This window comes from Effusibacillus pohliae DSM 22757, from assembly GCF_000376225.1.
GTDB classification, from domain to species: Bacteria; Bacillota; Bacilli; order Tumebacillales; family Effusibacillaceae; genus Effusibacillus; species Effusibacillus pohliae.
In genome coordinates this window covers 133,099-157,639 of the sequence record NZ_AQXL01000135.1, presented here as the reverse complement: position 1 = coordinate 157,639, position 24,541 = coordinate 133,099, and the positions used below count along the sequence as shown (strand labels likewise).

The window sequence follows — 24,541 nt, the reverse complement described above, 5'->3', positions numbered from 1 at the left end:
TCCCGCTCCCCTGCTATCCGTTTTGTCGTTCCATCTGTTCGATGACAGTCATTCGTTCTGCCAGATTGGATGTGTGAAACTCCCACTGCAATCCGTCCGGATCCAAAAAATTGATCGTTTTGCCGATCCCGCGAATCACCGGCCCGCGTACGATCGGTATCTGATTTTCACGCAAATGGGCAACCGCCTCTTCAAATTCCTCGGCACTGACCGTCAGCGCAAGATGGTTGACACCAATCCGGTCGCACACCTGCCGGCCGGAAGGTTTTTGCGCGATGCAAAACCAGGTCGTCCCCGATTCCAGGTAAGCATAATCGCCCCCCTGTCGCACCACCTTCATCCGCAAGATTTTCGTATAAAACTCCAACGACCGATCCAAATCCCGAACGAAAATCGTAATGTGATTCACCCCATGCGTTTGAAACATACACTCCCCTCCGCCTCCATTATAAAGCAGTCACAATACGGCAGTTACAGAAAAAAGAGCCCGCAGGCTCTTGCAAACCGAGAACCGCCTTCCACCGGTCCCCCGACCGGTGCGTCGTCAAAATCACCCTTTTTGCCGCCATCCGGCCCGGATATGGTCTTTCAATTCCTCGGTAAAACTCGAATACTGTCCGCACGTTTTGCACTCAAAACCGTCTTTCTGCAACAGCAAAAACTCGGTCGACCGATCCGCAAAATACGGCTCGTTGCAGACGGTACAGAGATAGACGAGCGTTCCGCTTTTCGCCATCATGCAATCGCCTCCCCGCGAATTTTTTCATGCTGTTGTCAGCGTGACAGATAGACCAATCCCGCCCATAACACCAAGGAGACTACAAACACGGCCAGCAGACGTCCCTTCACCGCCACCACTCCCCGAAAAAGGTTGTGTTTCTAGCGTATTTCCGATCTTATTGTAATATTAACAAACTTTCACAAAAATTTCACATTTGAACCGTCCCCTGCACCGAAACCCTGATCAGTACCCAAAACGCCCATCGTTACATACCGTGAAATGGAGGCTGGTATCCCAAACCGTGACAGGAGGATGGAATGACTCATGTTTCCCTCGTCAGCCGAGACACAATGGTTGAATCATATCATCTATTGGGCGCGCCATCAGGAAAAATACATCTCCAATCTGCAAAGAAAATGGGCCGATTCGGATGCGTTGAAAGAACAGCTGGACGAATGGCTCCGGCAATTTTCGTGGCTGCGAAAACAAGCGGAAGAACAAAGGAATGCGGAACGGACAGGTTGGTTCTATACGATTTCCCCGGCGACGCATGCACTGCTGCGGCAAGGTACGGATATGCACGCAGAGTTCATCCGTTTTTTGGAAAAACATATGGTCCGGCCTCACTTCCAGTTGGTTCACGGTCAAAATTGCCACGGGCAAACAAGGTTTGCCGAACAACATGCGGAAGCGGCGTATCGCCCGGTGCCGATCGGGGAACACGTCCTGCCCCCGCTGCCTTACGAATACGACGCTCTCGAGCCGCATATTGACGAAAAAACGATGCGCATCCACCATACCAAACACCACAAAAGTTACGTCGACGGCTTGAACAAAGCGGAAAAAGAAATGCAGAAAGCGCGCGAAACCGGAGATTTCAACCTGATCCGGCATTGGGAGAGAGAGGCAGCGTTCCACGGGGCAGGCCATTATCTGCACTCGATTTTCTGGAACAACATGAAACCGCATGGCGGGGGACCGGCAACGGGCGCGATCGGTCAGGAGATTGAACGGACGTTTGGCAGCTTTGAAAAATTCAAGCGGCATTTTACGGAGGCGGCCGACAAGGCGGAGGGAGTCGGCTGGGCGTTGCTTGTCTGGTCGCCGCGTTCCCACCGGGCGGAAATTTTGCAGGCGGAAAAACATCAACTGTTCAGCCAGCAGGACCAGATTCCCCTGTTGGTGCTGGATGTCTGGGAACACGCGTATTATTTGAAACACCAAAACAATCGGCGGGATTATATCGGAGCCTGGTGGAACGTAGTGAACTGGGAAGATGTGAATCGGCGTTTCGAGCAGGCACGAACCATCAGATGGCATCCGTTTTAACCAGCAAAAACCCGGCACCTGCAGCAGTGCCGGGAATTTTTTAGCGTATGGGCATCTTCAGTTTTTTCAACTCGTCCAGCAGATTTTCGTTGAGGATCCGGATGTAAGTGCCTTTCATCCCCAGGGAGCGGGATTCAACCACGCCGGCCCCTTCCAGTTTCCGCAAAGCGTTGACGATCACCGAACGGGTGATGCCCGCTTTGTCGGCGATTTTCGAAGCGACCAGCAAACCTTCCTTGCCCTCGAGTTCCGCAAAAACATGTTCAATTGCCTCGATTTCGCTGAACGACAGAGTTTCCAGCACCAACCTCGCGGTCGTGCGGTTGCGCATCTCCTGTTCGGCCCGTTCGATCCGATCACGCAAAATTTCCGTGCCTACCACCGTCGCACCATACTCGGCCAGCAAAATATCGCCGTCGTTAAATTCCTTGAACAGGCGTGCCACGATCAAAGCACCGAGATGGTCGCCGCCTCCGACAATCGGAACGATCGAGGTGTACCCCTGGATCTGGTCGTCCCGCATCTCGACCGGAAATGCGGTCAAATCATGCTCGATCCCGATATTGGTTGACGTTTCTTCGAACTTCATCGCTTCCCGTATATAGCTTTCCGGGAACTGCCTTTCCTGGATCATTTTCCGTAACCGTTCGTTTTCGATCTCATGCGCGATCGAATAGCCGAGCACTTTCCCCTTGCGGCTGAGGATGAACACGTTGGCGCCGATCACGTCCCGTAACACCCTTGCCATTTCGTTGAAATCGACGTGATGGCCGCCCGTTCTTTGCAGCAGCCGGTTGATTTGCCTTGTTTTTGCCAAAAGTTCCATTGAATTCGCCTCCTTTTACTAAGGATTTGAATATTCTGGTATATTTATACTTGCCCACACAAATCTTCAAGGGTAAAATTCCCGCAAGCGAACTCCGGCAAAAAATGAACACGACACTGTATAGTATACCGGCAAGCCCGGGCAATTTGACAGCTTTTTCAACAGCCTGACTGCGCGAAGGTGCCCATGTCAGGCACCTTCGCAATAAGGGGAAAGGAATTTGTGTTCCATTATATAAAGACGACAGTTGCAGGAAAAAAGTTTCGTCCGGAGAAAAATTTTTTCAATTCCTCACCGAATGGGGCATCCGGATGGTTGCCGAAACATTCGGGAACCCGGAAACTGCCAAGAAAACAAACAGCAACAGCAGGAAAGCTCCCAAACCCACAACTACTTTTTTCACTGTGTGTCCCCCCAATCTCCTCCATAACCGGAAGATGGAATCCCGTCCGACAACGGTTTCCCCCCTCACAACAAGCTTGGATCGGTTACATGTTCTGAAGATCCGGCTGAATCTTTGGTTCGCTTTTTCAGGTATCCTAACAATCCAACAACAACCACAATCGTTAACACGCTTGCCACTTGCGCCGTTTTCAGATGAAAGACCGTGCGCAAACTGTCCCCTCGCAGAAATTCCAGAAAGAACCGTTGCACGGAATACAGCCCGGTCATCAACAGAAATTGAAAACCATCCACACACCGTTTCTGTTTCGTCATGAAGAGAATCCCGAGAATCACAAAGTCGAAGAATGCTTCAAACCCAACCGTCGGGTACAACGGCGTCGATCCATACGCCTGATAGGCGATCGTGCCAGGCGGATAGGAGATCCCCCAGAACGTATCGGTGGGGATTCCGTAACAGTCTCCCGTCAGCAAGCAGCCGATACGCCCCAAAGCCATTCCCAGAATCACGCCCGGCGCGACCGCGTCCGCAAACTTCCAAACGGGAATCCCCCGTGTTTTGCAAAACCACACTCCCGCCAGAACGCCGCCGACCAAGCCGCCTTGAACGGACAGACCCCCGTTCCATAAGGCAAACACCTGAAGCCAATCGTTCGCATAATGGTCCCAGGTGAACGCCACCTCCCAGATTCTTGCACCAATCAGTCCGCCCAAGAAAGCGTACAGGGTGAAGTCCTGAATGTGACCCTTGAATCGTTCCTCGTCCGACCATTTTTTCGCGATCCAAACGCCCAAGATCACTCCGAGCGCCATGAGGACGCCGTAAGACCGAATCGGAAATCCCAAAACTTCGAATAAAATGGGGTACATGGTCTCACCCCCATCAAAACGTCCAATATTTCATCATCAAATAGATGCCCGATGCGATCAGCAAAACAGCCGACAATTTGTTCAATACGGGTGTAACGTTGTGGATAAAGCTTTGGACGAGTTGTCTCGACACGACAGCCGCCACGGAGATCAGTGTCACCACAATCCCCATGCCTATTCCGTAGGCCAGGAACTTCACCATTCCGTCGAACAAGCCTCCGGCCGTCAAAGCGGACACCACAAGCAGAGAAAAAATGGGCAGGGTGCAGCCAAGCGACGTGATGGCGTAAGCGATCCCATACAGATAGAAAGATTTCGCCCGATTTCTTCCTTTTTTTACCTGGAAACTTTTTATATTCAACAATTTGCGTCCTGAAAACATGGCGAATCCCGCGAGAACCAGGAAAAATCCCACAAGGACAATCACGACCGACAGGTATTGTGCAAAAATCCCCTTAAACGCGGCGGTCAAAAGACCCAGGGGCAGAAAGACACTCAGAAATCCCAATGTCATCATGACGCCCGCTTGGACGCCTTTCGACCAACGCGCTTCCTGTCCGCCCATCAAATACGCGACAAAAGCCGGCAGCAGCGCCACGCCGCAAGGATTGAACGCAGCCGCGGCACCCGCACTGAAGACAATTCCCAGATTAAGACTTGGCATGGACAACCTCCTGAATGGTTTTCAGACTGGGTCGAATGCTTCGGTGAACGATCTGTCCGTTCTTGACGATGATCACCGTGTCGAGCGAATTGATTTGGAACTTCTGAAGCAGAACGGAATCCGTGTCGAGCACGTGCGCCCACGGTCCACCGTACTTCTTTTGAAACTCCGCCAACGCCTCTTTGGTATCCGCTGTGGAGTCCACGTCGACTGTGATGACCTGCACATTGGGATCGTTGGCGAGTTGCTTCAGATTATGTTCCAATTCGTTACAGGATGTGCACCAGGCGGCCATAAAGAACATGACGTTTGTTTTTTGGGGATCGAGCTGAACGTCTTGCCCTTGAATGTCTTTCACGTTAAATTGAAGCGCCTGGGATTTTGTCGTATCCGCCATTTTCCCCGCACCTGACAGCAGAACGATCAATGCCGCTACCGCGGCCGCCAAAACCCCGGTCAATAGGAGTTTTCGATTCATGGTTTGGTTTCTCCCTCCACCTGATGCTTACATTCTGGTGCAACTGTTGATGTGAGCCGCGTTGTCCGCGACCACCTGGCGGGCCAACTCGATAATCATTCGAACCCGCTCGTCCGCAATGGAATAATAGATGTATTTCCCTTCTTGCCGGGACGTGACGTATCCGCACCATTTCAAGCACGCCAGCTGATTGGACACCTGGCTTTGTTTGGCTCCGAGGAGTTCAACCAACTCGCCGACGCTTTTTTCCCCGTTGAGAAGAATTTCAACAATCCGGTAGCGCGTCGGGTTCGAAAGCCCGTGAAAGAACTTGGCGAACAATTCCGATTGAATGGCTTGTACGTCTTTAATCGGTTCTGTCATGGTATCCCTCCATTCCATGTGATCGTTGCTTGTAGCTACTTTACCCCGCGCAACACGAAAGTTTGTTTACGTCTTTGTTGAACGTGAGAGCCGCCAGTTTCAACCCTTCCGCCATCGTCAGGTACGGAGCCAGGCTCTCCCGCAAATCCTCCACCGTCAAACCGAACTTGACCGCAAGCGTCGCCGCGTAGATCACATCCCCCGCATTTTCGGCGACAACATGGACCCCGAGAATGCGAAGGTTTGTCGCCTCGGCGACCAGTTTGAAGACACCGATCGTTTCCCGGTTGACAATCGCCCGCGGAACCGCATCGAGCGGAAGCACGGAAGTTTTCACCTGATACCCCTTCGCTTTCGCTTGTGCTTCGGTCAGCCCGACGGTCGCGATCGAAGGATGGGTGAAAGTGACCGCCGGAACGTGGCGAAGATCGGCTTTTCGATTCGCGCCCATCACATTGTCCGCCACTATGCCGCCTTCATAAGCCGCCACATACACAAATTGGGGTCCCATCGTCACGTCTCCCGCCGCATAGACACGAGGATTGCTGGTACGCAGATATTCATCCACCACGACTTCTCCGCGGGAACCGACTTTCACTCCCGCAACCTCCAGATGCAACGCATCGGTGTTGGGACGGCGTCCGGCTGCGACCAGCAGGTGATCCGCCTCAATGATCCGCTTTTTACCGTTGACCTCGATGTGTATTCGTTTGACTCCCGCCGCTTCCTCCACGCGCTCGTACACAACGCCTTTCAACAGTTCGATCCCTTGTTCCGTCAGAAACTGTTCCACAGCGTCCGCAATTTCGGGATCGTATTCTTTAAGCAGGCGTTTGCTGCGTTGCATCAATGTGACTTGCGACCCGAGATTGTGGAACAGTTGCCCCAGTTCCATCGCGATGTAACCGGAACCGATCACCGCAAGCCGTTTTGGCACCTCCTGCAGTTGGAGAGCACTGGTGCTCGTCAGATACTGCACGTCCTTAAGTCCCGCTATGTCCGGAATCAACGGAGACGCTCCGGTTGCAATCAGGAACGCATGAGCGGTGATCGAACGACCGTTGACTTCGATCGTTTTCTCATCGACAAACCGCGCTTCGCCGCGAATCAATTCAAACCCATACTCGTCGATCAGCGATTCGTATTTTTTCTGGCGCATCTCATGTACAAGTTGATCCTTGTTCTGGACAAGCACTCCCAAATCAACCTCTCCGGCGGAAGTGTTCAACCCGGAAAAAGGATGGCATTTCGCCAATTGATTGACCTCCCCGGCGCGCAACATCGTTTTCGAGGGAACGCACCCGATGTTCACGCACGTTCCGCCAATCGTTCCCCGTTCGATCATCGCCACCCTCGCGCCATGCTCGACCGCTTTGATGGCTGCAGAAAATGCCGCTCCTCCGGAACCGATGATCACGAAATCGTAATCGTGGTGGCCGGTGGGTAAGTCGGATCGTTCCGTCGACAAAATCTCAACCTGTCCCGGCTGATAGCCCACCGATTCGACCACGGTCGCATATTCGGACAGGTCTTGTCCTTCAGACACGTAAAATACGGCTTCCCCGCGACGAAAGCTGGCCGAGACATCTTCAGCTCCCGCACTTTTCAATGCGGCAACGACATGCTGTTCGCACCCTGTACAAGTCATGCCCTCGATTTCCATGCGAACCCGAATTTTGTTTCGTTCACTCATTCTGAGCACTCCCTTCTTTCCACCTTGCATGTTCAAGCAGGTCCTGGTTCCAAAACCACATGTTGTCCACTCGGCTAAACAACGAGACGGAGCAGGTCTTGTTGAGGCAACGGCAGTACTCTTCCGGCTTAAACACCAAGTTCCAATTGTCTCCGCTCAAAATTTCTTTCAGTTTTCGGGCGTCAATCCGAACGCCCTCCAGTCCGCACTTTGGACAAACCGTTGGATGCTCAACAACGTCTTTCCAATTCGAAGGCAAATTACAGCAACCCGCCACAACCGGTCAACCTCTTTTCTCCTGGTTGAGGAATTTGAACCCGAGCCATAGCAAAACGACGAAGATCGCCGCTAACACGCCGGACGTAATTCCCCAGTACCGGCTGAGAATCCCTCCCAACGCCGTCCCCGCCAACAAAGGAACGAGGAAAACCAGATGGCAGGGACAAAACAGAAATGCCGCCCCCATCAACAACCAACCTTTCAGACTCTTGTTTTGCTCCATGCAGACTCTCCCCCTCCCCGGAAAAATTTAGCATATCACATCCATGAATTATAATTTTTTGATACATGTCATGTTTTGATATTATAATATGTTGTTGTTTTACGCAAGCCTTTTTGCAAAATGTTCACCTGTATGAACGAAGGTGCCCATGAACGGACACCTTCGCAATAAGGGGAAAGGAATTTGTGTTTACTGCTAAAGACGACAGTTGCAAGCCAAAAGTTTCGCCTTTTGCAAAAAAAATTTTGCCGGTGTTATTCCCGGTTTTTCGGCCGCAGTTCATGCAGCAGTTTGGTGAGGGCGCGTTTCTCAATGCGGGACACGTAGGAGCGTGAGATGCCCAACTCTTCCGCAATTTCCCGCTGCGTCTTCTCCTCGCCGTCCGGCAGGCCGAAACGGCCGCGGATCACTTCTTGTTCCCGCTCGTCCAAATGGGACAGCCGCGCGTAAATTTTCGCTTTCTCCATCTTCAGTTGCACTTTGTCGATCACATCGTCCGACTCCGTTCCCAGCACGTCGATCAGCGTGATTTCGTTGCCCTCCTTGTCCGTGCCGATCGGATCGTGCAACGACACGTCCTTGCGCGTTTTCTTCAAGGACCGCAAATGCATGAGGATTTCATTTTCTATACATCTGGCAGCATAAGTCGCCAATTTGGTGCCTTTGTTCGGCTGGAAACTTTCGATCGCCTTAATCAAGCCAATCGTGCCGATCGAGATGAGGTCCTCGTTGTCTTCTCCCGTATTTTCGAACTTCTTCACGATGTGGGCAACCAGACGCAGGTTGTGCTCGATCAAGATGTTGCGGGCATTCTCGTCACCGGAGGCCATCAGCTTCAGGTACTTTTCTTCCTCCTGCTCAGACAACGGCTGCGGGAACGCGTTGTTCTTGATGTACGAAATAAACAACGCCACTTCCCGGATCAACCAAGCCACTGCCGCCAGAATTCCAGGCATGGATGTCGGTCACCTCCCACAAAGTATGTACACATCCGTCGTCTGCTGCGCCTGTGATTCACTATATGTGCCGATCTGGGCGGCTGTGCCTGTCTGAGCAAAAAAAGACGCGTACATGATGCACACCTGATTGAAATATCCTCAATCCCGATCGATTTCGATTCCATGCTTTTGCATTTTTCGCAAAAGGGTCGCATGACTGATCTGTAACCGCTTGGCCGCTTTGCGGATGCTGCCTTCCTCCCTGAGCGCTTGCCGGATCGCTCGCCGTTCCGTTTCGTCGATTTGAGCCTTTAGAGATGCCGAATGTTCGTGCCGTTTTTGCAGATAAATGGGTAATGCATCGGGCGTGATCCACTCCCCTTCCACACTGACACATAAACCTTCTACCAGATTTCGTAATTCCCGTACGTTTCCGGGATAATCATGGTTCAACAAAAGATCCAGTGTTTCAGGAGTGAACCGCCTGACGATTTGGAATTCATGGCAGATTTTGTTTCGGTCGCTTTTGACCAACTTCCTCCGACGCGACGAATCTCGCGTTCTTACAGAACCCGGAGTAATTTTGCTTGTACAGCAAACGGCAGTTCCCCAATTTCGTGTCAGCCCCTCATGCATCAAGGGGGCTGTTTTTATTGCGACACCAAAAGCGAGTCATCCTTATCTTCCTAAACCTGGAATTGGAAATAAGTTCCCGACAAAAAATTCAAAATACATGACCATTCGACAAAACTTCCTATCGAATCTTTGCCAGATTCCATTTACATTAAGAAGTACAGGGACTGATCCTCGATTTTACGGTTTTGGAAGGTGACACCACGATGCGCTGCAAGGATGCAGATTTATCTCTGACAGAGCGGGAACTCGCCCGGGAAAAGGCGTTTGAACAGTTGCTCGCCCGAGCGTTGGCGATCGGTCAGGAACGGGGCATTCCGATCTCCGTCGACCTGTTGATCAACGAGGCGCGAAAATTGGCGAAATGCGGTTGCGACTGGTGCGAAATCTAGAGTCGCGATCACGGATGGAGGAATGCATGTGGAGGCAATTAAAGTTCTCGTGGCGGACAATTATCCGGATTTTGCAAACCTGTTGGAAGAATTTATCGGACAACAGCGTGACATGCGGGTAACAGGCGTCGCGTACAACGGCTATGAAGTGTTGGAAATGATCGAAGCGCATGCGCCCGATGTCGTGATTCTCGATGTGATTATGCCGGTGCTGGACGGCATCGGCGTATTGGAAAAAATGCAAACGATGAGCCTTAAGTCTTGCCCGAAAATCATTATGCTGACTTCCCTGACGCAGGCAAAAATCGTGGAACGGGGGTTTGAACTGGGCGCTTCCCATTTTCTTTTTAAACCTTGTGATCTGAATATTGTGGCGGACCACATCCGGCAACTGACCCAGGGGTGTTCTGATCTCGGCGTGCTGCAGTCTCCGATTCACCAGATCGGGTAGGCCAGCGGATCCCATCAGACGAGACTCGACTGAAAGCGTCCCGATAGGGGGGACAGGCCCGGCGGATCATCGCGGATCAAAAAGCAAGGACATCCCCTTGCTTTTTCACTCCCCAAAAGTGACTCATGCGGAAAGGGTGTGGCACAGTTGGAACATCTGACCATCGTCTACTTTCTCGCCTGCCTGTTTTGCGTGTTAGTCGCCGTATTGGCCGTGCTGATTGCAAGAGGATTTTTCTATATCTCGCTCCATGACGATGATCCGGATGAAAGCGAGACCGCCGAACGTTGATCAATGGCCCGCATGCATGGACGCGTCGCTTTTCCGCTTTCTCGGTTTCGTCTTTCGCTTGCTCAACTTCACCCGTATATCGGTGACGGTCGACGTGTGGCGGGAGATCATGTCGGGCGTCAATTTTCCCTGTGACGTCAACATGGAAAAATCAAACGGCGTTTTCAGCTCGTCTTTCGCGATCAGCAACTCGTGCGCCAGCGCTTCCTTGTCCAATACTTCGCGAACGGTCGCCTTTTTGGTGAGCACCGCATATTCCCCGTTCGGCAGTTGATAAACCAGTTCCTCTTCTTCCATTTCCTCAAAGAATTGCTCGATTTCCTCGAACAGCAGCTTGTTTTCTTCCTTCCGTTCGTTCGCAATCTCTTTGTTCTGGAAGTAACGCAGGATCTTTTCCTCCATCTCCAGCTTGCGTTTGGCTTGCTGCTCATCTCGTGCGATTGTTCCTGTCGTCACGCTCGATACACTCCTACATCCAAAATCATGACAATCTCCACTTTACCCCACGACCGACCGACAAAAAAGGGACTACAGTCCTATGGATAACTTCTGGAATTTATGTATATGAAAATAAACTGGCACCAGTAGTTAACAAAAGCTTTCCTGAAAATCATAGAGGTCAAACAATTGCTGAATTTGCTCGTCTACTGAAAGAAGCAAAATAATTACTGTTTAAAGGAGATGAAAGATGAAAGCCTTCTTCTATGCGGTGCTACTCACAGCTTTGTTAACAGGATGCGGAACAAGTCAACCACCGACGCCAACCTTAAAAGTTGATGACAAAACTGTACCCGTCGTTCTTCATGGATATTCCTGGAGTGGCGGCCTTTTTACGAAATCAACTTCTGTTGCTCCCGTTGACACCCCACCCAAAGTAGCTGAAAAAAATAAACCTGCTGAAGCTCCTTCTAAAGCGAAACTATCAATAAATTTTAAGAATCCTCCTCAGTCTTTACAAGTAGAACTTTGGAACGGTAATGAAACTAGGAAAATCCCCTTAACAGATACGAATTCCATTGTACTTCCGAAAGAAAAAGGCGTTTTTGTTTATCAAATCTTAGCTCAATGGGAAAATGGAATGGCAAGTTATGTGTTTGCGATAGAAGTATCAGACAAAAGATGAGATTTGGAACGAAAGGTGAAACGGACAGCCGCTCGGGATAAAGTGCAAGTCCCCTAACAGATCTCCCGCTTCAGGCTCCCCGGTCAAATTTGCAATCTTGTTTGAATTTTGTTATACTTTGGTTCACAATTTATTCACAATTTGAAGGGGGCGGTTGCGATGTTGTTTCACTACTTTGGAGAAGGCTTGTTGTATCTGGTAGGCTTACCGCTTGCGGCCTTTCAGTGTTTCGAATTGCTCCAGGCACTGCCCGACCTGATTTCCAATTTCACCGACTGGCACCAACTGTAAGTTTCCATAAACAAAAGGCCGCATTCCCGTGTGCGGCCCGTTCTTTTCCCGGAAACATCTCAAAACAACCTGTCCACAATCTCTTTCGCCACACTCTGCACAAGCTGGCTGCCCGCGCCGTCTGTCACGTCCTCCGCCAGCACGGCGATCGCATACTTCGGCTGGTCGGCGGGCGCGTAACCGGCAAACCAGTGGTGGTACGCATTCGGCTGCCCCGTCTGGGCGGTGCCCGTTTTTCCGGCAACCGACACTTTCACCGAACTTAAGGAGTGGGCGGTGCCTTTCGGGGAAGCCACCACCTGCGTCATCCACCGTTTCAGTTCGTTCACTGTCGCCGGCTCGAGCGCCATCCGCTTTTCTCCCGGCGGAAACGACTTGTACAACATCCCGTCGCTGCTCGTGACCAGTTCCTGCACAAGCCGCGGTTTGCCCGCTTTTCCGTTGTTGGCGATCACCGCCATCAGGTGAGCCGCTTGCAGTGGGGAGATTCGGACATCCTCCTGGCCGATTCCCGTATTGGCCAGCAGCCGCCAGGACGTTTCGTTCTTGGCAAAAATCCGGCCGGGATCCTCCCGGTCAAACTGCGGCTTGCCGTCGACCGGATCGGTGGCCGGTTGACCAAGCCCCAGTTTCTTCGCATATTCCTCGATGGCCGGACGGCCCAGCTTCATCGCAAGGCTGGCGAATACAACGTTGCACGATTGGGCAAACCCCTGCTCCGCCGTGATCCGTCCATGCTCGGTCCAGCAGTTGAGCCTACCCTCGCCGATCTCCAGATAGCCGGGGCAAGTGTACACGTCGCCCGCATGGACCACCCCTTTTTCCAGGGCGGCCGCCGCGATCACCGTCTTGAACACCGATCCCGGAAAATTTGCCTGGATCGCCCGGTTCACCGGGTACTCGGCCTGTTTGACCAGCGCGTTTTGGTCATATTGCGGCCGGCTCGCCATCGCCAGGATGTCTTCCGTTTTCGCGTCGAGCACCACGACCGCCCCTTTTTGCAAGCCGTACTTGTCCATCGCCGCTTCGACCGCTTTCTGTACGTTTCGATGCAGTGTGGTTTTGACCGACAACGCCCGATTTTCTTCGTCCGTCATGCGGATCCCCAGCCCGTTAACCGGACGTCCTTCCGCATCCGTGAAGTAGGAGATCGTTTTGCCCCGGCCCAACCCGCGCAGATCCTCCTGAAACAGAAACTCGAGCCCCAGCTTGCCGACTTTTTCGTCCAGCGCGTATTTGCCGCCGAACGCGTTCCGCACCAGGTCCGGGTCCTGGCCGATGAAGCCGATCACATGGCGGGCGAGCGAATGTTCGTCATAGCGGACCTTGACCTGTTTCGCATACACGCCAGGAAATTGCAGCCGGTCGATTCTCTCAGCCTGCTGTTCCGTCAATTCAACGATTTGCGGTTTGCCGTTTGCACTGGGCAGGCGCAAGAGCGTTGGACGGTTGATATTCCGCAACGCGGTCTGCACTTCTTCCGGATTCGCCTGCAAAATGGAAGCCAATTCATCGACTTTCGCCGGATCGATCTCCCCCTGCCACAGCGGCATCACCAGCACGCCGCGCAGTCGCGAACCGGTCAGCGATTCCCCATTCCGGTCCAAAATGTCACCCCGTCCGGAATCGATTTCAAACGTCTCCCGCCGCTGGGCAACCGCCGCCTCAACCAGATCCCGACCGTGCAAATCATGCCGCGCCCATACCTGAATGTAAAAAAGTCGCCCCAGCAAGGCGACAAGTCCAAACGTAATCAGGCTCAACAGCAGCACCAGGCGCCGCTGCAACAAAATTTTGGAGTTCATGCGCCCCACCCCCGTCGACTGGTTGGTCTAGCAGCCAGTCTTGACGGAAGCGAAGCGGTTTAATCAGCTCCCTGGATAATTCCACAATTCGCTGCGGCTGGTGGAGACGGCGACCGCTCCCGCCTCGAACAGGACCGGCAGATCGGTGTCCCGGTCGATGAATCCCCCCAAAATGATCTGGACCCCGGTTCCCTCCTTCACTTCCTGCACCTTCGGGTAGGAATAACTGGGCAGCAGTTCGATATAGTCCGGCTTTCCGTGCTCGGCCGATTTCAGGATCGTCCTGACCGACTGCGAATCGATCAAAAACCCCCGCTGGACGGTGGTCAACCCGTACTTTTTGGCATGCAGCAGGCTGGAAGTGCGCGTGCTGATGATTCCGTCAATCTTGATGTCTTTCGCCAGATAATGGATTGCCGCTTCATCCTCTTTGATCCCTTTGACCAGGTCCAGATGCAGAAAAATTTTTTTGTTCGCCCGCTTCACTCCCTCCACCAGATGCCGCAGGTGAATCAGTTCCCCTTCCAGCAGGAAAAGCGTGTCGGAAGGAGCCGACAGCGCTTTTTCCAGTTCTTTGAACCCGCGAACCGCCGGGATCACAGAATGTGGTTTCATCCGGTCGTTTCCCCCTTTTCCTCACACGAACTCGACTGCCGCCTCGTATTCTTCTTGAAACTCGCGCAGGCGCTCATTTTTCTCCTGTTCCGTCCAATTGAACGCTTCCGCCATCTCCTCGAGCAAAATCGGCCCGATCCGCTCGACGCTCGCCCGGTCAAACAATAGCCGTCCCGTTCGCCGAATCAGAAAATCATTCAGGGTGACGGCCATTTCCTCTTCCATACAATACCACAGTTCCGCCCGCATGAGGATGGTTTCCGGATCGCCGCTCCGATCGTCCGCCTGCTCCAGCCGGCGTAAAATATCGGCTGCTCGGGTGCCGTATTTTCCGACAAGCGAACGGACATGCTGACGTTCAAGCCCCAAACGGCCGGCGGCCTGCATGAGATGGTCCGCAAACGCGGAGATCCCTCCGACTCCGGAAAAGTCCCCGCCGGACAATACAATCCGATCGGTAAAGCAGTCTGGAAACTGTCTTCCTTCCAGTTCCGTCAACCGCTTCGCAACCAGGTCGACCACCCGTTCCGCCATTTTCCGGAAACCGGTCAGCTTCCCGCCGGCAATCGTGATCAGTCCGCTCGGGGAATGGAAAATCTCGTCTCTGCGCGACAGCTCGGACGGCGATTTGCCGTCTTCGTGAATCAGCGGACGCAGCCCCGCCCAGCTCGATACAATGTCTTCCGGCTGCAAGTGTACGCTCGGGAACATCTGGTTGACAGCCACCAGCAAATAGTCCACGTCTTCTTTCGTCACCCGCGGTTTTTCGAGGCTGCCCTGATAGTCGGTATCGGTTGTGCCGATATACGTACAACCGTCCCGCGGAATGGCAAAGATCATGCGCCCGTCCGGCACGTCAAAATAGACCGACTGCCTGAGCGGCAACCGCCGATGCGGAACAACCAGGTGCACACCTTTTGTCAGATGCAGGCGTTTGCCGTACAGCGATCCGTCCTGTTCCCGCAAGCGGTCGACCCAGGGACCGGCTGCGTTGACGATCTGTTTCGCGTATACTTCATAGATTTCACCCGTCAGCTGGTCCCGTACCTGGGAACCGATCAGTTTTTGCCCGGTGTAAAGAAACCGGATCGCCTCCGCATAGTTGACGCACAACGCGCCGTGTGCAGCCGCCGTTTTCATCACTTCCACCGTCAGCCGGGCATCGTCCGTCCGGTACTCGATATACAACCCGCCGCCTTTCAAGATGTCCTTGCGGAGCAACGGCTCCTGCTCTTCTGTCTGCTGTTTCGACAGCATCACGCGCCGTTCTTCCGGTTTCACGCCCGCCAACCGATCGTAGATCCACAGCCCGACCGAGGTCGCCAGTTTCCCGTAAGTGCCGCCTTTCACCAGCGGCAGCAACATTTTTTCCGGGATCACGATGTGCGGAGCATTCCGGTACAGAATCTCGCGTTCTCTCCCCACTTCCCGGACCAGAGTGACTTCCCCCTGTTTCAGATAGCGCAACCCGCCGTGAATTAACTTGGTCGAGCGGCTGCTTGTGCCAGCCCCGAAGTCCTGCTTCTCCACCAAACCAACCCGCATTCCGCGGGAGGCTGCATCGAGAACAATGCCGGCACCGGTTATCCCGCCACCGATCACCAACAAGTCCAATTTTCCCGCCGCCATTTCCTGCAAATAGTCGCTTCGTTGAAAAACGGACAACTGCCGTCCTGCCACCATCTCCGATTCCCCTTTCCCATCAATAAAAAGAGACCACAACAAAGGAGACTCTCCACTTCAGGAACAGTCACCTTGCTGCGGTCTCTCAATCGTCTCAGACCTGAAATCTATGTTGTTGCATTTTCATTATACCTCATGTGCGGGGAAAATTCTATTCCTCGTCTTTCTCCCAGTGCATCGTACGCTTGACCGCTTTTTTCCACCCTTTGTACAGCCTGCTTCGGGTCTGTTCGTCCATCTGCGGCTCGAACACCGCGTCGAGGCGGGAATCGCTCGCAAGCTCCTGTTTGTTCCAGAATCCGACCGCGATGCCGGCCAGGTACGCAGCCCCCAGCGCGGTCGTTTCGGTGATCGCCGGCCGTTCCACCTGTACGCCCAAAATGTCAGCCTGAAACTGCATCAACAGGTTGTTGGCGGTCGCACCGCCGTCCACCCGCAGCGCCTGCAAACGGATGCCGGAATCGCTTTCCATCGCGCTCAGCACGTCTTTTGTCTGATAGGCAAGCGAGTGCAGGGTGGCGCGGATCAGGTGCTCCTTGCGAGTGCCGCGCGTCAAACCGAAAATGGCGCCACGGGCGTACATATCCCAGTAGGGGGCCCCCAACCCGGCAAATGCCGGCACCACATACACACCATCCGTATCCTCCACTTTGCTGGCGTAATACTCCGAGTCAGGTGCGGAATCGATCAGCCGCAGTCCGTCCCGCAGCCATTGCACGGCCGCACCGGCGATGAAAATACTGCCTTCCAGCGCGTATTCCACCTTGCCGTCGATCCCCCAGGCAATCGTCGTCAGCAGGCCGGCCTTCGATGCAACCGCTTTTTCGCCGGTGTTCATCAACATGAAGCAGCCGGTGCCGTACGTGTTTTTCGCCTGTCCGGGCGCAAAGCAGGTCTGGCCGAACAGGGCGGCCTGCTGATCCCCCGCCACGCCAGCGATCGGAATTTCCACGCCGCCAAAAATTTGCGGATCAGTCACGCCGTACACATCGCTTGACGGCCGTACCTGCGGCAGCAGGGAGGCGGGGATGCCGAGTTCCGTGAGCATTTTTTCGTCCCATTTCAGTTGCTTAATGTTGTACAGCATCGTGCGGGACGCGTTCGAGTAATCGGTGACGTGGATTTTGCCGCGCGTCAGATTCCAGATCAGCCAGGTGTCGATCGTGCCGAACAGCAGCTCACCGTTTTCCGCTTTTTCCCGTGCGCCTTCGACATTGTCCAGAATCCACTTCACTTTGGTGCCGGAAAAATACGCATCCGCCACCAGGCCGGTCGTTTCCCGGATATACGGTTCCAGCCCTTTTTCCTTCAATTCGTCGCAAATTCCGGCCGTTCTGCGGTCCTGCCAGACGATCGCGTTGTACACCGGTTTGCCCGTGTTCTTGTCCCACACGACCGTCGTCTCCCGTTGGTTGGTGATGCCGATCGCCGCCACTTCCTCCGGGCGCACGCCTTTCGTCTCCAGCACTTCCCGCGCCACGCCGCTCTGCGTCCCCCAGATTTCCATCGGATCGTGCTCCACCCAGCCCGGCTTCGGATAGATCTGGGTAAACTCTTTTTGCGCAATTCCCACAATCGAACCCGATTGGTCAAACAAAATGGCGCGCGAACTGGTCGTCCCCTGATCCAGGGCCAGGACATATTGTTTTTTCATAGCGATCCCCCTTTGTCTCTTTGTTGCATTAGTTGGATTTAGAGAGCTGTAATTCTCCGTTATCGTGACGTTCTGCGCTGCAGACAGTCCCTACGAGCCGCAAGTCTAGCCGACTCTTTCACGCCAGCCGGCAAGACTCTCTTCTTGGAGTTACGTTTATGCCCTGTTCTATTACTGGTATTCAGGTTGGAAAGTGGGAGAGGGCGATCTTGGATTCCGCCCATGACGCCCTCCCGATTTATGCCAATGGTCTAATCAATTTTAAGATCCCTGTAATCGGCAATGTTACTTCTTATAGATCTGATTGTATTTACCGATTGAATCTGTGATCTTCCTATTGGCCTCATCCAAGGCCTGTTGCGATGTCTTCTTGTTTAAAAGAACATCTTCGATTGCGGTTTCAATTGTTGTACGCGCCTCCGGGAAAACACCAATCACGGCTCCAGTTGTGGCCTCTGACAGTTTTGTATCATGTAATTGTTGAACAGCTACTTTAAACTGCGGATACTTCTCATCAAACTCTTTCAAAAGCGGCTCGTCATACGCCTTAGTGCGAATCGGGAAATACCCGGTTGCCGTGTGCCAGAACGCTTGCTGTTTCGGCTCGCTAATGAACTTAACAAACTCCCAGGCGGCTTTTTGCTTGGTTGCCGGTTGATCTTTCATGATCCACAATGATCCGCCTCCAATAATCACACCACCTGGCGAACCTTCCGCTTTGGGGAGAGGCGCCGTTCCAATCTGGAACTTGCTTCCGACGCCGTCAACGATTCCGCGAGCCACTCCCGTCGAATCGATGAACATAGCTGTTTTTCCCGCGGTAAACGCCGCTTGCGTGTCGGACGTTTTGCGGCCAAAATTGCCGAGAACACCATCGTCATACAGTTTCTTCCACCAGTCGACAAATCGGACTCCTGCCTCCTTGTTCACTATCGCCTCTGTCGCGCGATCTTTCCGGCCGTTCCCATTGTTCGCATATAAAGCTCCTTGATTGGCCAGATATTGCTCAAAAAACCATCCATATATCGCTAGCGAAATGCCATATTGCTCCACTTTGCCATCAGTGCCCTTTTTGGTCAACTTCTTTGCATAGTCCTCTACCTCTTTCCAAGTTTGGGGCGGTTTGTTCGGATCCAATCCGGCTTTCTGAAACGCCGTCTTATTGTAGTAGAGGATCGGGGTGGACACGTTCATCGGCATCGAATATAACTTGTTATCCAACCGATAGTAGGACAAAATATTCGGTTCGAAATCGGAAATATCGTAGTGATCTTCGTCGATAAATTTTTGCACGGGGACAATCGAATCGGAGTCAATCATAAAACGGGTCCCAATATCGTACACCTGCATCAGCGACGGCGCCGCGTCGCTGCCCTGCACCGTTTTGAATTTATTAAACTCGTCATCGTATGAACCTTGGTAGACCGCTGTCACTTTGATATTCGAATGGGTCTCATTAAATTGTTGAACGAGAGCATCCAAACCTTTCCCCGCTGCTCCCCCCATCGCATGCCACAGTGTGATTTCTGTAACTCCTTTCTCTCCGCCGTCCGCATTTTTCCCTGTTTCTTGCGAGCTGGAACAACCGGCCACCAGAGGTGATACACCCATCGCCAAAGTCAGCAACCCTGCCAGAATTCCTTTTCTCATAATCATCCTCCTTGTACACTTTGGATTTGTCTATCCTTTTACTGCCCCCGCCATTAACCCTCTTATCAACTGACGTTGTCCGATAATTAATAGCAGAATGGTCGGGAGCAAAACCATCACCACGCCCGCCATGACCAGATTCCAGGATAACGCCTCTTCAAACTGCAACATACTGATCCCGACTTGAACTGTTCTCATCGAGGTTTTATTGGTGATTAAAAGCGGCCAGAGGTACATGTTCCAAGACTGTAAAAAAGCATAAACACCCAACGTTCCCAAAACGGGCCTTGAAAGAGGCAATACCACCTTCAAAAAAAACCGCCAATGTCCGCATCCATCAATAGTGGCTGCTTCATAAAGCTCCTTAGGAATTTGCAGGTAAAACTGACGCAGCAAAAATGTGCCAAATGCGGAAGCAAGAAAAGGAGCTGCCAACCCTTGATAAGTACTCAGCCAACCAAGATATTTCATTGTCAGGTAGTTCGGAATCAAAGTGACTTCCCACGGGATCATCATCGTGGATAAGAAAATATAAAAGATCACCTGGCGACCGGGAAATCGCAAAAATGAAAATGCGTACGCACTCAGGCTGGAAGTGATAAGCTGTCCGGTTACAATTAGAGTGGAAACTACCAAACTATTAAAAATGAAACGGCCCAGTGGCGCAGTCCGCAAAGCCTCCACATAGTTCGCCAAATGGATGGAAGACGGAATCAGACGCGGCGGATAAGCGGTCGTATCTTCCGGTGTCATGAGGCTTGTCAGCAATGCAAACAGAATCGGGAAGGCGATCACGAGAGCAGTGAGAACAAGAATCAGATAGTGCAGGGACAACGCAACTTTTTTTGTCTGCATCACTGGTAATGCACCTTCCTTTCCACCACGAGAAACTGAATCATGGTGAGTGTCAAGATGATCAGAAATAACGCAATCGATTGTGCTGACGCATACCCAAACTGAAAGTTAAAGAATGCGTTTCTGTAGATGGAATACACAATTAGATTTGTGGCCCCTGAAGGCCCGCCCTGGGTCAGGATATTCACCTGGCCAAACGATTGAAACGCTCCGATTACCGACACAATTAATACAAAGAACAGGCTGGGCGACAAAAGCGGAAGAATCACGTGACGCAGACGGCACCAAAAACCGGCTCCATCGATTAACGAGCTTTCAAGAATTTCATTCGGTATCGATTGCAATCCCCCCAGCAGTATAATCGTATTAAACCCAACACCAAGCCATATCGTAACCATCGAAACCGCTATCATCGCCCAGAAAGGATCGGTAAGCCAGGCAATTTCCTTCACTCCAAAGATCCGAAGCGCGTAGGTGATGATGCTCACACTCGGATTAAACAAGAGAAGCCCGATCGTCGAAGCGGTTGCGACTGATACAGTAACCGGAGAAATGATCAGCGTACGGAAAAATGTGATGCCGCGAATCGGTTTGGATACCAGCAGCGCCAAGAATAACGCCAACAGGATCCCCGGAACCACCGTCAAAATCACGAATGTTAGGGTTACCATTAAACTATTGTGAAACTCGGGTGACGTAAGCATCTCTTTATATTGCAGCCAACCGACCCATTGCTTGGCATCCCCGCGCGCGTTCGTGAGGTAGAAGCTTAAGTAAATCGTTTTAAACATTGGATAAAAAAAGAACACGACAAACAGAAACAACGAAGGGAGTAAAAAGGGCGTTGCAGTCCACAAATTCCGCCAGCCCCTTCGCACAGGTTTATTAGATTTCATCGGCAAAGCTGCTCCCCCGATTTCAAGGTTGCGTTTGTCTATCAATTCCAAGAAAATCCCCCCTTAGGACAGCAAGAATTGTAATCTGTCGGGATAATTCGTGATGATTCCATCGATCCCCATCTGGATCAACCGCTGTATTTCGGCAAACTGGTCGACCGTCCAAGTGTTCACCATCAGACCAGCGAAATGAAAATCGCTGATTTTTTCAGATGTTACAAGCCTGTATTCAGGATGGACCGCATTCGCATTCAAACTTGACACATATTCAAGTACATTTTGCGGTTCTTTTGTATACAGCACACCTGTCTGTACATGCGGGGCAAGTTCCTTGATGAATTTCACAGATGCGTGATTAAAGGAAGAGACAATGACATTCGCAGGGTCGCAATAGCGTTCAATCAAACGGATCACTTTTTCCTCCAGCCCGTCATAAGGTATGACTGAATTTTTTAACTCGACATTAAGGAATAGACCTGAAAATTCAACCAGAACTTCCTCCAGCGCGGGAATCCGCTCCCCTTTCCATCGATCGCCCATCCATTTTCCCACATCCATCGTCCTCAGTTCTTTCCACGTATATTCACTAACAAGACCATGTGCACCCGTGATGCGATCCAAACGTTCATCGTGAATTACAACAGGGATTCCATCTTTGCTGAGTTGCACATCAAATTCGAGTCCGCTGCACCCCATCTCTACTGCTAAACGAAATGCTGCCATCGTATTTTCTGGTGCATGCGCACATGCTCCCCTGTGGGCGATATTTAACGGCTTCACAGTTTAATCCTCCCGTATTCAACATTTCGATACAAACAGCTCAAAATCCTTGTGGCTTAAAGACGCTCGAAACGATCAGCAGTTCCCTAACTGCGCTCAACGTGTGTGGGAGAGTCAGGTCGCCTCAGTTTAAAGAAGAACCCTTCTGCTTCAAACCTGCTGCAAATTAAAAGTGGCTTCTGTTCATTCCATCAAACTGTGAAGTATCCATCTCCCGCGAAAACAAAAAACAGCCAATCAACCCGAAGCGGTTTCACGCTTCCGTGATCGGCTGTTCTCAGATTCTCACAGCGAATCTATTAACTTGTGAGTCTATTATAGATTGATTTTTGAGAATTGTAAACCCTTACATTTCAGTTTCACATCTCATGTTTCACCGAAATGTCCAATCCCATCGCGGACCATTCATTCCGAAACAGGCACCGGTTCCTGTTTAATAGCTTCCCTATACGATTTTCTCCTTTGTTCCTCGATCCATCGAACATGTTCCCTGACTGTTTCATCGCTGTTGACCAATTGTTTTTGCTGTTTCCACAAGTCCAACAAAATTTTCTGTTTCCCTTCATCCAAACTCTCAATCGATACAAACCTCCACTCGCCGTTTTGTTTGATTAGATCATACTGGGCAAAATTATAGTCATAGCGGCCGGTGTTCCTGTCCTTAACCCTGACAGATGCGTGAACATGCGCCAGGTCGTCTTTGATTTGTGTCCCGAGTACCCGAATGATTTCCATGGAATCGATATCGTTCAGCTTTTTCCGGATATCATCCGCTTTTTTCGATCCACCGAATGAATCGGAAAAAAAATAGGGTAGGGATTCGTATTGTTTATGATTGACAGTTTCGTAATACAACCTCACTACTTCTTCCGGATTTTTTCCCTGCAGGTGAATCGATCCCGACGCACACCCCGACAGAAAAAAAGCAACCGTCAACAACCAGCTGACCACCGCCCTTTTCATACAGATGCCTCCCTGAACGTCCAGCCCAAGGGGAACCCCCAGGGCTGGAAACTTGCAATATCAACCTTTCAGTGAGTTTTGAAAAAGTTCCACATCAGGCTCGAAGCATCAGGGCCGTTCGGATCCGTATAGGAACCGGCCGTACTGCCGCCGGACCATTTATGTCCCAACCCGTACACTTTCCAGTACTGGATCAATTCGGCGCCGTTCCTGTCATTATATCGAAATTTGTCCCAACTGTAACCGTTCGTCGTACCTGAAGTCACCGAGTCGTAAGTTGAATCAACCGAATTGTTGTTGGATCCGTCATCGATGTAATCGTTTGTCTGCGCCCATTGATCCTTGGCTTGTAAGGCGTTGACAATGTTGACGGCACCTCCTTTAAACTGACTTTTCTAATATTTCTGTCCGAATACTACCGGGCGAGAGTTACAGGATGGTTACAAAAATCGGGTGCAAGCAAAAAAAGACTGCCAAGAACCCCCAGCAGCCTTCCTCATTCTTCATTGAACTTGTCCAACATCGAAATCGTATCAATGAGGTGGTTGTTAAAAATTTGACGGGCAACGGCCAACAGTTCTTTAATCATCGGATCCCGGAGGGAATAGGTCACCTTATTGCCATCCTTCGTCCCATACACAATGTTTTTATTGCGCAAAATCGCCAACTGTTGGGAAACTGCGGAACCTTCGCTGCCAATCAGCGCCTGCAGTTCATTGACATTTTTATCTCCCTCACACAACAATTCCAAAATCCGAATCCGCAAGGGATGACCCAGTGCTTTAAAAAAATCCGCTTTGAATTGTTGCAATTCCAGATTCAACCTCATCGTTCCCTTCATTTTGAAAGTTGTTCATACCTGTCCAACGCGATCAGGATTCCTTCAATCATTGCCTGCGGGCGAGGAGGACAGCCTGGAACATACACATACACCGGAACAATTTTATCAACCCCGCCGCAGTTTGCATAGGTTTGGCCAAAAATGCCCCCTCCACATGCGCAAGCCCCGATCGCCACGACCATCTTGGGATTGGATGTCGCATCATACGTTTTGCGCAGCGCTTCTTCAAGATGTCGCGTAACCCCGCCTGTTACCATCAATAGATCCGCATGCCGGGGGGAAGCCACAAAATCGACTCCAAACCGCTGCAGGTCATAGACCGGGTTCAACAAGGCGCTCATTTCAAAATCACATCCGTTGCAGGAACCGCTATCCACATGCCGGATATGCAAGGATTTGCCCAGCACTTCCTTGATTCTTTTTTGCAATCCGGTTCTCCAATCCGTCGCCTCTTTTACATGGATCATTGTATCACACTCCCTTCCCGACCGGCTCCGGTGATTTCTGCGAAATCCGAGCGGTCCGAAGCAAATCCTGCTTGTTTTTGGTGGCCAGGCGGTATTCATTTGTCATCCGGATCGTTTTGGGTTCGCAAACGTCCGCACAAATCCCGCAAAATATGCAGTTCGCGTATGATAATTCAAGCTCCATAACGTCCTCCGCCTGCCGCATTTGGATGGCCCCAGTCGGACAAGCTGTGACACATGCTCCACAATCGGTGTACACGTCGGATACGAAAACCGGTTGACCGCGGAACCGGCCGGGCGCCTCTTCAAAAAGAGTTTTTTTGGTTACCGTCCCCGTTCGAAAAATTTTTCGCAAGATGTTCATC

31 protein-coding genes are annotated in these 24,541 nt (G+C 51.7%); 6 read left to right on the top strand and 25 right to left on the bottom strand.

From position 1 onward, the window contains the following. Positions 1-13: 13 nt before the first annotated feature. Positions 14-427 (bottom strand): VOC family protein, encoded by a 414-nt coding sequence (locus tag C230_RS22155; protein WP_018133558.1) that lies wholly within the window; start codon positions 425-427, stop codon positions 14-16. Positions 428-550: 123 nt separating this feature from the next. After that, positions 551-739 (bottom strand): hypothetical protein, encoded by a 189-nt coding sequence (locus C230_RS0118565; RefSeq protein ID WP_018133557.1) that lies wholly within the window; start codon positions 737-739, stop codon positions 551-553. Between the two features lie 306 nt (positions 740-1,045). Here C230_RS0118565 and C230_RS22150 point away from each other — a divergent pair, with 306 nt between their 5' ends. Then, on the top strand, positions 1,046-2,050 hold the full coding sequence (locus C230_RS22150; RefSeq protein ID WP_018133556.1) for a superoxide dismutase: 1,005 nt from the start codon (positions 1,046-1,048) through the stop codon (positions 2,048-2,050). Positions 2,051-2,090: 40 nt separating this feature from the next. Here C230_RS22150 and codY read toward each other — a convergent pair whose 3' ends face one another. The 10 genes from codY to C230_RS24005 form a co-directional block, all read right to left on the bottom strand. Continuing rightward, positions 2,091-2,876, bottom strand: coding sequence for a GTP-sensing pleiotropic transcriptional regulator CodY (gene codY, locus C230_RS0118555; RefSeq protein ID WP_018133555.1), 786 nt, complete (start codon positions 2,874-2,876; stop codon positions 2,091-2,093). Between the two features lie 468 nt (positions 2,877-3,344). Beyond that, on the bottom strand, positions 3,345-4,148 hold the full coding sequence (gene lgt / locus C230_RS0118545; protein WP_018133553.1) for a prolipoprotein diacylglyceryl transferase: 804 nt from the start codon (positions 4,146-4,148) through the stop codon (positions 3,345-3,347). 13 nt (positions 4,149-4,161) lie between these two features. Then, the gene (locus C230_RS0118540) at positions 4,162-4,812 is read right to left on the bottom strand and encodes a cytochrome c biogenesis CcdA family protein (protein ID WP_018133552.1); all 651 of its coding nucleotides are present in this window, start codon (positions 4,810-4,812) and stop codon (positions 4,162-4,164) included. Then, on the bottom strand, positions 4,799-5,290 hold the full coding sequence (locus tag C230_RS0118535; RefSeq protein WP_018133551.1) for a TlpA family protein disulfide reductase: 492 nt from the start codon (positions 5,288-5,290) through the stop codon (positions 4,799-4,801). Before C230_RS0118535 ends, C230_RS0118540 begins: the two co-directional genes overlap by 14 nt. A gap of 27 nt (positions 5,291-5,317) precedes the next feature. After that, a complete protein-coding gene (locus C230_RS0118530) occupies positions 5,318-5,653 on the bottom strand; it encodes an ArsR/SmtB family transcription factor (protein ID WP_018133550.1) in 336 nt (111 codons plus the stop codon). A gap of 40 nt (positions 5,654-5,693) precedes the next feature. After that, positions 5,694-7,346, bottom strand: coding sequence for a mercury(II) reductase (gene merA, locus C230_RS0118525; protein WP_018133549.1), 1,653 nt, complete (start codon positions 7,344-7,346; stop codon positions 5,694-5,696). Next, a complete protein-coding gene (locus C230_RS23955) occupies positions 7,339-7,623 on the bottom strand; it encodes a hypothetical protein (protein WP_018133548.1) in 285 nt (94 codons plus the stop codon). The genes merA and C230_RS23955 overlap by 8 nt, the downstream gene beginning before the upstream one ends. 6 nt (positions 7,624-7,629) lie before the next feature. Then, positions 7,630-7,848, bottom strand: a complete 219-nt coding sequence (locus tag C230_RS21025) for a hypothetical protein (protein WP_018133547.1) — start codon at positions 7,846-7,848, stop codon at positions 7,630-7,632. A gap of 254 nt (positions 7,849-8,102) precedes the next feature. Continuing rightward, a complete protein-coding gene (gene sigK, locus C230_RS0118510) occupies positions 8,103-8,804 on the bottom strand; it encodes an RNA polymerase sporulation sigma factor SigK (RefSeq protein ID WP_018133546.1) in 702 nt (233 codons plus the stop codon). A 141-nt stretch (positions 8,805-8,945) separates the two neighbouring features. After that, entirely contained in the window at positions 8,946-9,422 is a 477-nt protein-coding gene (locus tag C230_RS24005) for an AAA-type ATPase lid domain-containing protein (protein ID WP_156807517.1), read from the bottom strand. A 203-nt stretch (positions 9,423-9,625) separates the two neighbouring features. Here C230_RS24005 and C230_RS0118500 point away from each other — a divergent pair, with 203 nt between their 5' ends. The 3 genes from C230_RS0118500 to C230_RS22760 all read left to right on the top strand — a co-directional run bounded on the left by C230_RS0118500 (position 9,626) and on the right by C230_RS22760 (position 10,553). Continuing rightward, a complete protein-coding gene (locus tag C230_RS0118500; RefSeq protein WP_018133544.1) occupies positions 9,626-9,811 on the top strand; it encodes a hypothetical protein in 186 nt (61 codons plus the stop codon). Between the two features lie 28 nt (positions 9,812-9,839). Then, positions 9,840-10,262: a response regulator gene (locus tag C230_RS21020; RefSeq protein WP_018133543.1), complete on the top strand. Its 423-nt coding sequence runs from the start codon at positions 9,840-9,842 to the stop codon at positions 10,260-10,262. A 147-nt stretch (positions 10,263-10,409) separates the two neighbouring features. Further along, on the top strand, positions 10,410-10,553 hold the full coding sequence (locus C230_RS22760) for a hypothetical protein (RefSeq protein ID WP_018133542.1): 144 nt from the start codon (positions 10,410-10,412) through the stop codon (positions 10,551-10,553). On the opposite strand, the gene C230_RS0118485 is transcribed toward C230_RS22760, so the two are convergent. Then, complete coding sequence (locus C230_RS0118485; protein WP_018133541.1) at positions 10,554-11,009, bottom strand: hypothetical protein; 456 nt, start codon at positions 11,007-11,009, stop codon at positions 10,554-10,556. It abuts the gene before it with no gap. Positions 11,010-11,241: 232 nt separating this feature from the next. On the opposite strand from C230_RS0118485, the gene C230_RS22755 reads away from it, so the two are divergent. Both C230_RS22755 and C230_RS23675 read left to right on the top strand, forming a co-directional pair. After that, positions 11,242-11,676 (top strand): putative periplasmic lipoprotein, encoded by a 435-nt coding sequence (locus C230_RS22755; protein WP_156807516.1) that lies wholly within the window; start codon positions 11,242-11,244, stop codon positions 11,674-11,676. A gap of 159 nt (positions 11,677-11,835) precedes the next feature. Continuing rightward, positions 11,836-11,967: a hypothetical protein gene (locus tag C230_RS23675; RefSeq protein WP_018133540.1), complete on the top strand. Its 132-nt coding sequence runs from the start codon at positions 11,836-11,838 to the stop codon at positions 11,965-11,967. 59 nt (positions 11,968-12,026) lie between these two features. On the opposite strand, the gene C230_RS0118475 is transcribed toward C230_RS23675, so the two are convergent. The 12 genes from C230_RS0118475 to C230_RS21010 form a co-directional block, all read right to left on the bottom strand. Then, positions 12,027-13,772 carry a peptidoglycan D,D-transpeptidase FtsI family protein gene (locus tag C230_RS0118475; RefSeq protein ID WP_018133539.1) on the bottom strand — a complete coding sequence of 582 codons (1,746 nt, stop codon included), beginning with the start codon at positions 13,770-13,772 and terminating at the stop codon, positions 12,027-12,029. A gap of 63 nt (positions 13,773-13,835) precedes the next feature. Further along, positions 13,836-14,387 (bottom strand): glycerol-3-phosphate responsive antiterminator, encoded by a 552-nt coding sequence (locus C230_RS0118470; protein WP_018133538.1) that lies wholly within the window; start codon positions 14,385-14,387, stop codon positions 13,836-13,838. Positions 14,388-14,408: 21 nt separating this feature from the next. Next, on the bottom strand, positions 14,409-16,070 hold the full coding sequence (locus C230_RS0118465; RefSeq protein WP_018133537.1) for a glycerol-3-phosphate dehydrogenase/oxidase: 1,662 nt from the start codon (positions 16,068-16,070) through the stop codon (positions 14,409-14,411). Between the two features lie 151 nt (positions 16,071-16,221). Continuing rightward, complete coding sequence (gene glpK, locus C230_RS0118460; RefSeq protein ID WP_018133536.1) at positions 16,222-17,724, bottom strand: glycerol kinase GlpK; 1,503 nt, start codon at positions 17,722-17,724, stop codon at positions 16,222-16,224. 285 nt (positions 17,725-18,009) lie between these two features. Continuing rightward, positions 18,010-19,374, bottom strand: a complete 1,365-nt coding sequence (locus tag C230_RS0118455) for an ABC transporter substrate-binding protein (RefSeq protein WP_018133535.1) — start codon at positions 19,372-19,374, stop codon at positions 18,010-18,012. Between the two features lie 30 nt (positions 19,375-19,404). Beyond that, positions 19,405-20,229, bottom strand: a complete 825-nt coding sequence (locus C230_RS0118450; protein ID WP_026174432.1) for a carbohydrate ABC transporter permease — start codon at positions 20,227-20,229, stop codon at positions 19,405-19,407. Next, positions 20,229-21,176 (bottom strand): carbohydrate ABC transporter permease, encoded by a 948-nt coding sequence (locus tag C230_RS0118445; protein WP_018133533.1) that lies wholly within the window; start codon positions 21,174-21,176, stop codon positions 20,229-20,231. The genes C230_RS0118450 and C230_RS0118445 overlap by 1 nt, the downstream gene beginning before the upstream one ends. 12 nt (positions 21,177-21,188) lie before the next feature. Then, positions 21,189-21,905, bottom strand: coding sequence for a glycerophosphodiester phosphodiesterase (locus tag C230_RS0118440; RefSeq protein WP_026174431.1), 717 nt, complete (start codon positions 21,903-21,905; stop codon positions 21,189-21,191). A 405-nt stretch (positions 21,906-22,310) separates the two neighbouring features. Then, a complete protein-coding gene (locus C230_RS0118435) occupies positions 22,311-22,868 on the bottom strand; it encodes a hypothetical protein (RefSeq protein ID WP_018133531.1) in 558 nt (185 codons plus the stop codon). Between the two features lie 496 nt (positions 22,869-23,364). After that, positions 23,365-23,691 (bottom strand): ArsR/SmtB family transcription factor, encoded by a 327-nt coding sequence (locus C230_RS0118430; protein ID WP_026174430.1) that lies wholly within the window; start codon positions 23,689-23,691, stop codon positions 23,365-23,367. A gap of 14 nt (positions 23,692-23,705) precedes the next feature. Beyond that, complete coding sequence (locus tag C230_RS21015; RefSeq protein WP_018133529.1) at positions 23,706-24,176, bottom strand: NADH-quinone oxidoreductase subunit B family protein; 471 nt, start codon at positions 24,174-24,176, stop codon at positions 23,706-23,708. Positions 24,177-24,180: 4 nt separating this feature from the next. After that, positions 24,181-24,540 carry a 4Fe-4S dicluster domain-containing protein gene (locus C230_RS21010; RefSeq protein ID WP_245534018.1) on the bottom strand — a complete coding sequence of 120 codons (360 nt, stop codon included), beginning with the start codon at positions 24,538-24,540 and terminating at the stop codon, positions 24,181-24,183. Position 24,541 lies beyond the last annotated feature (1 nt).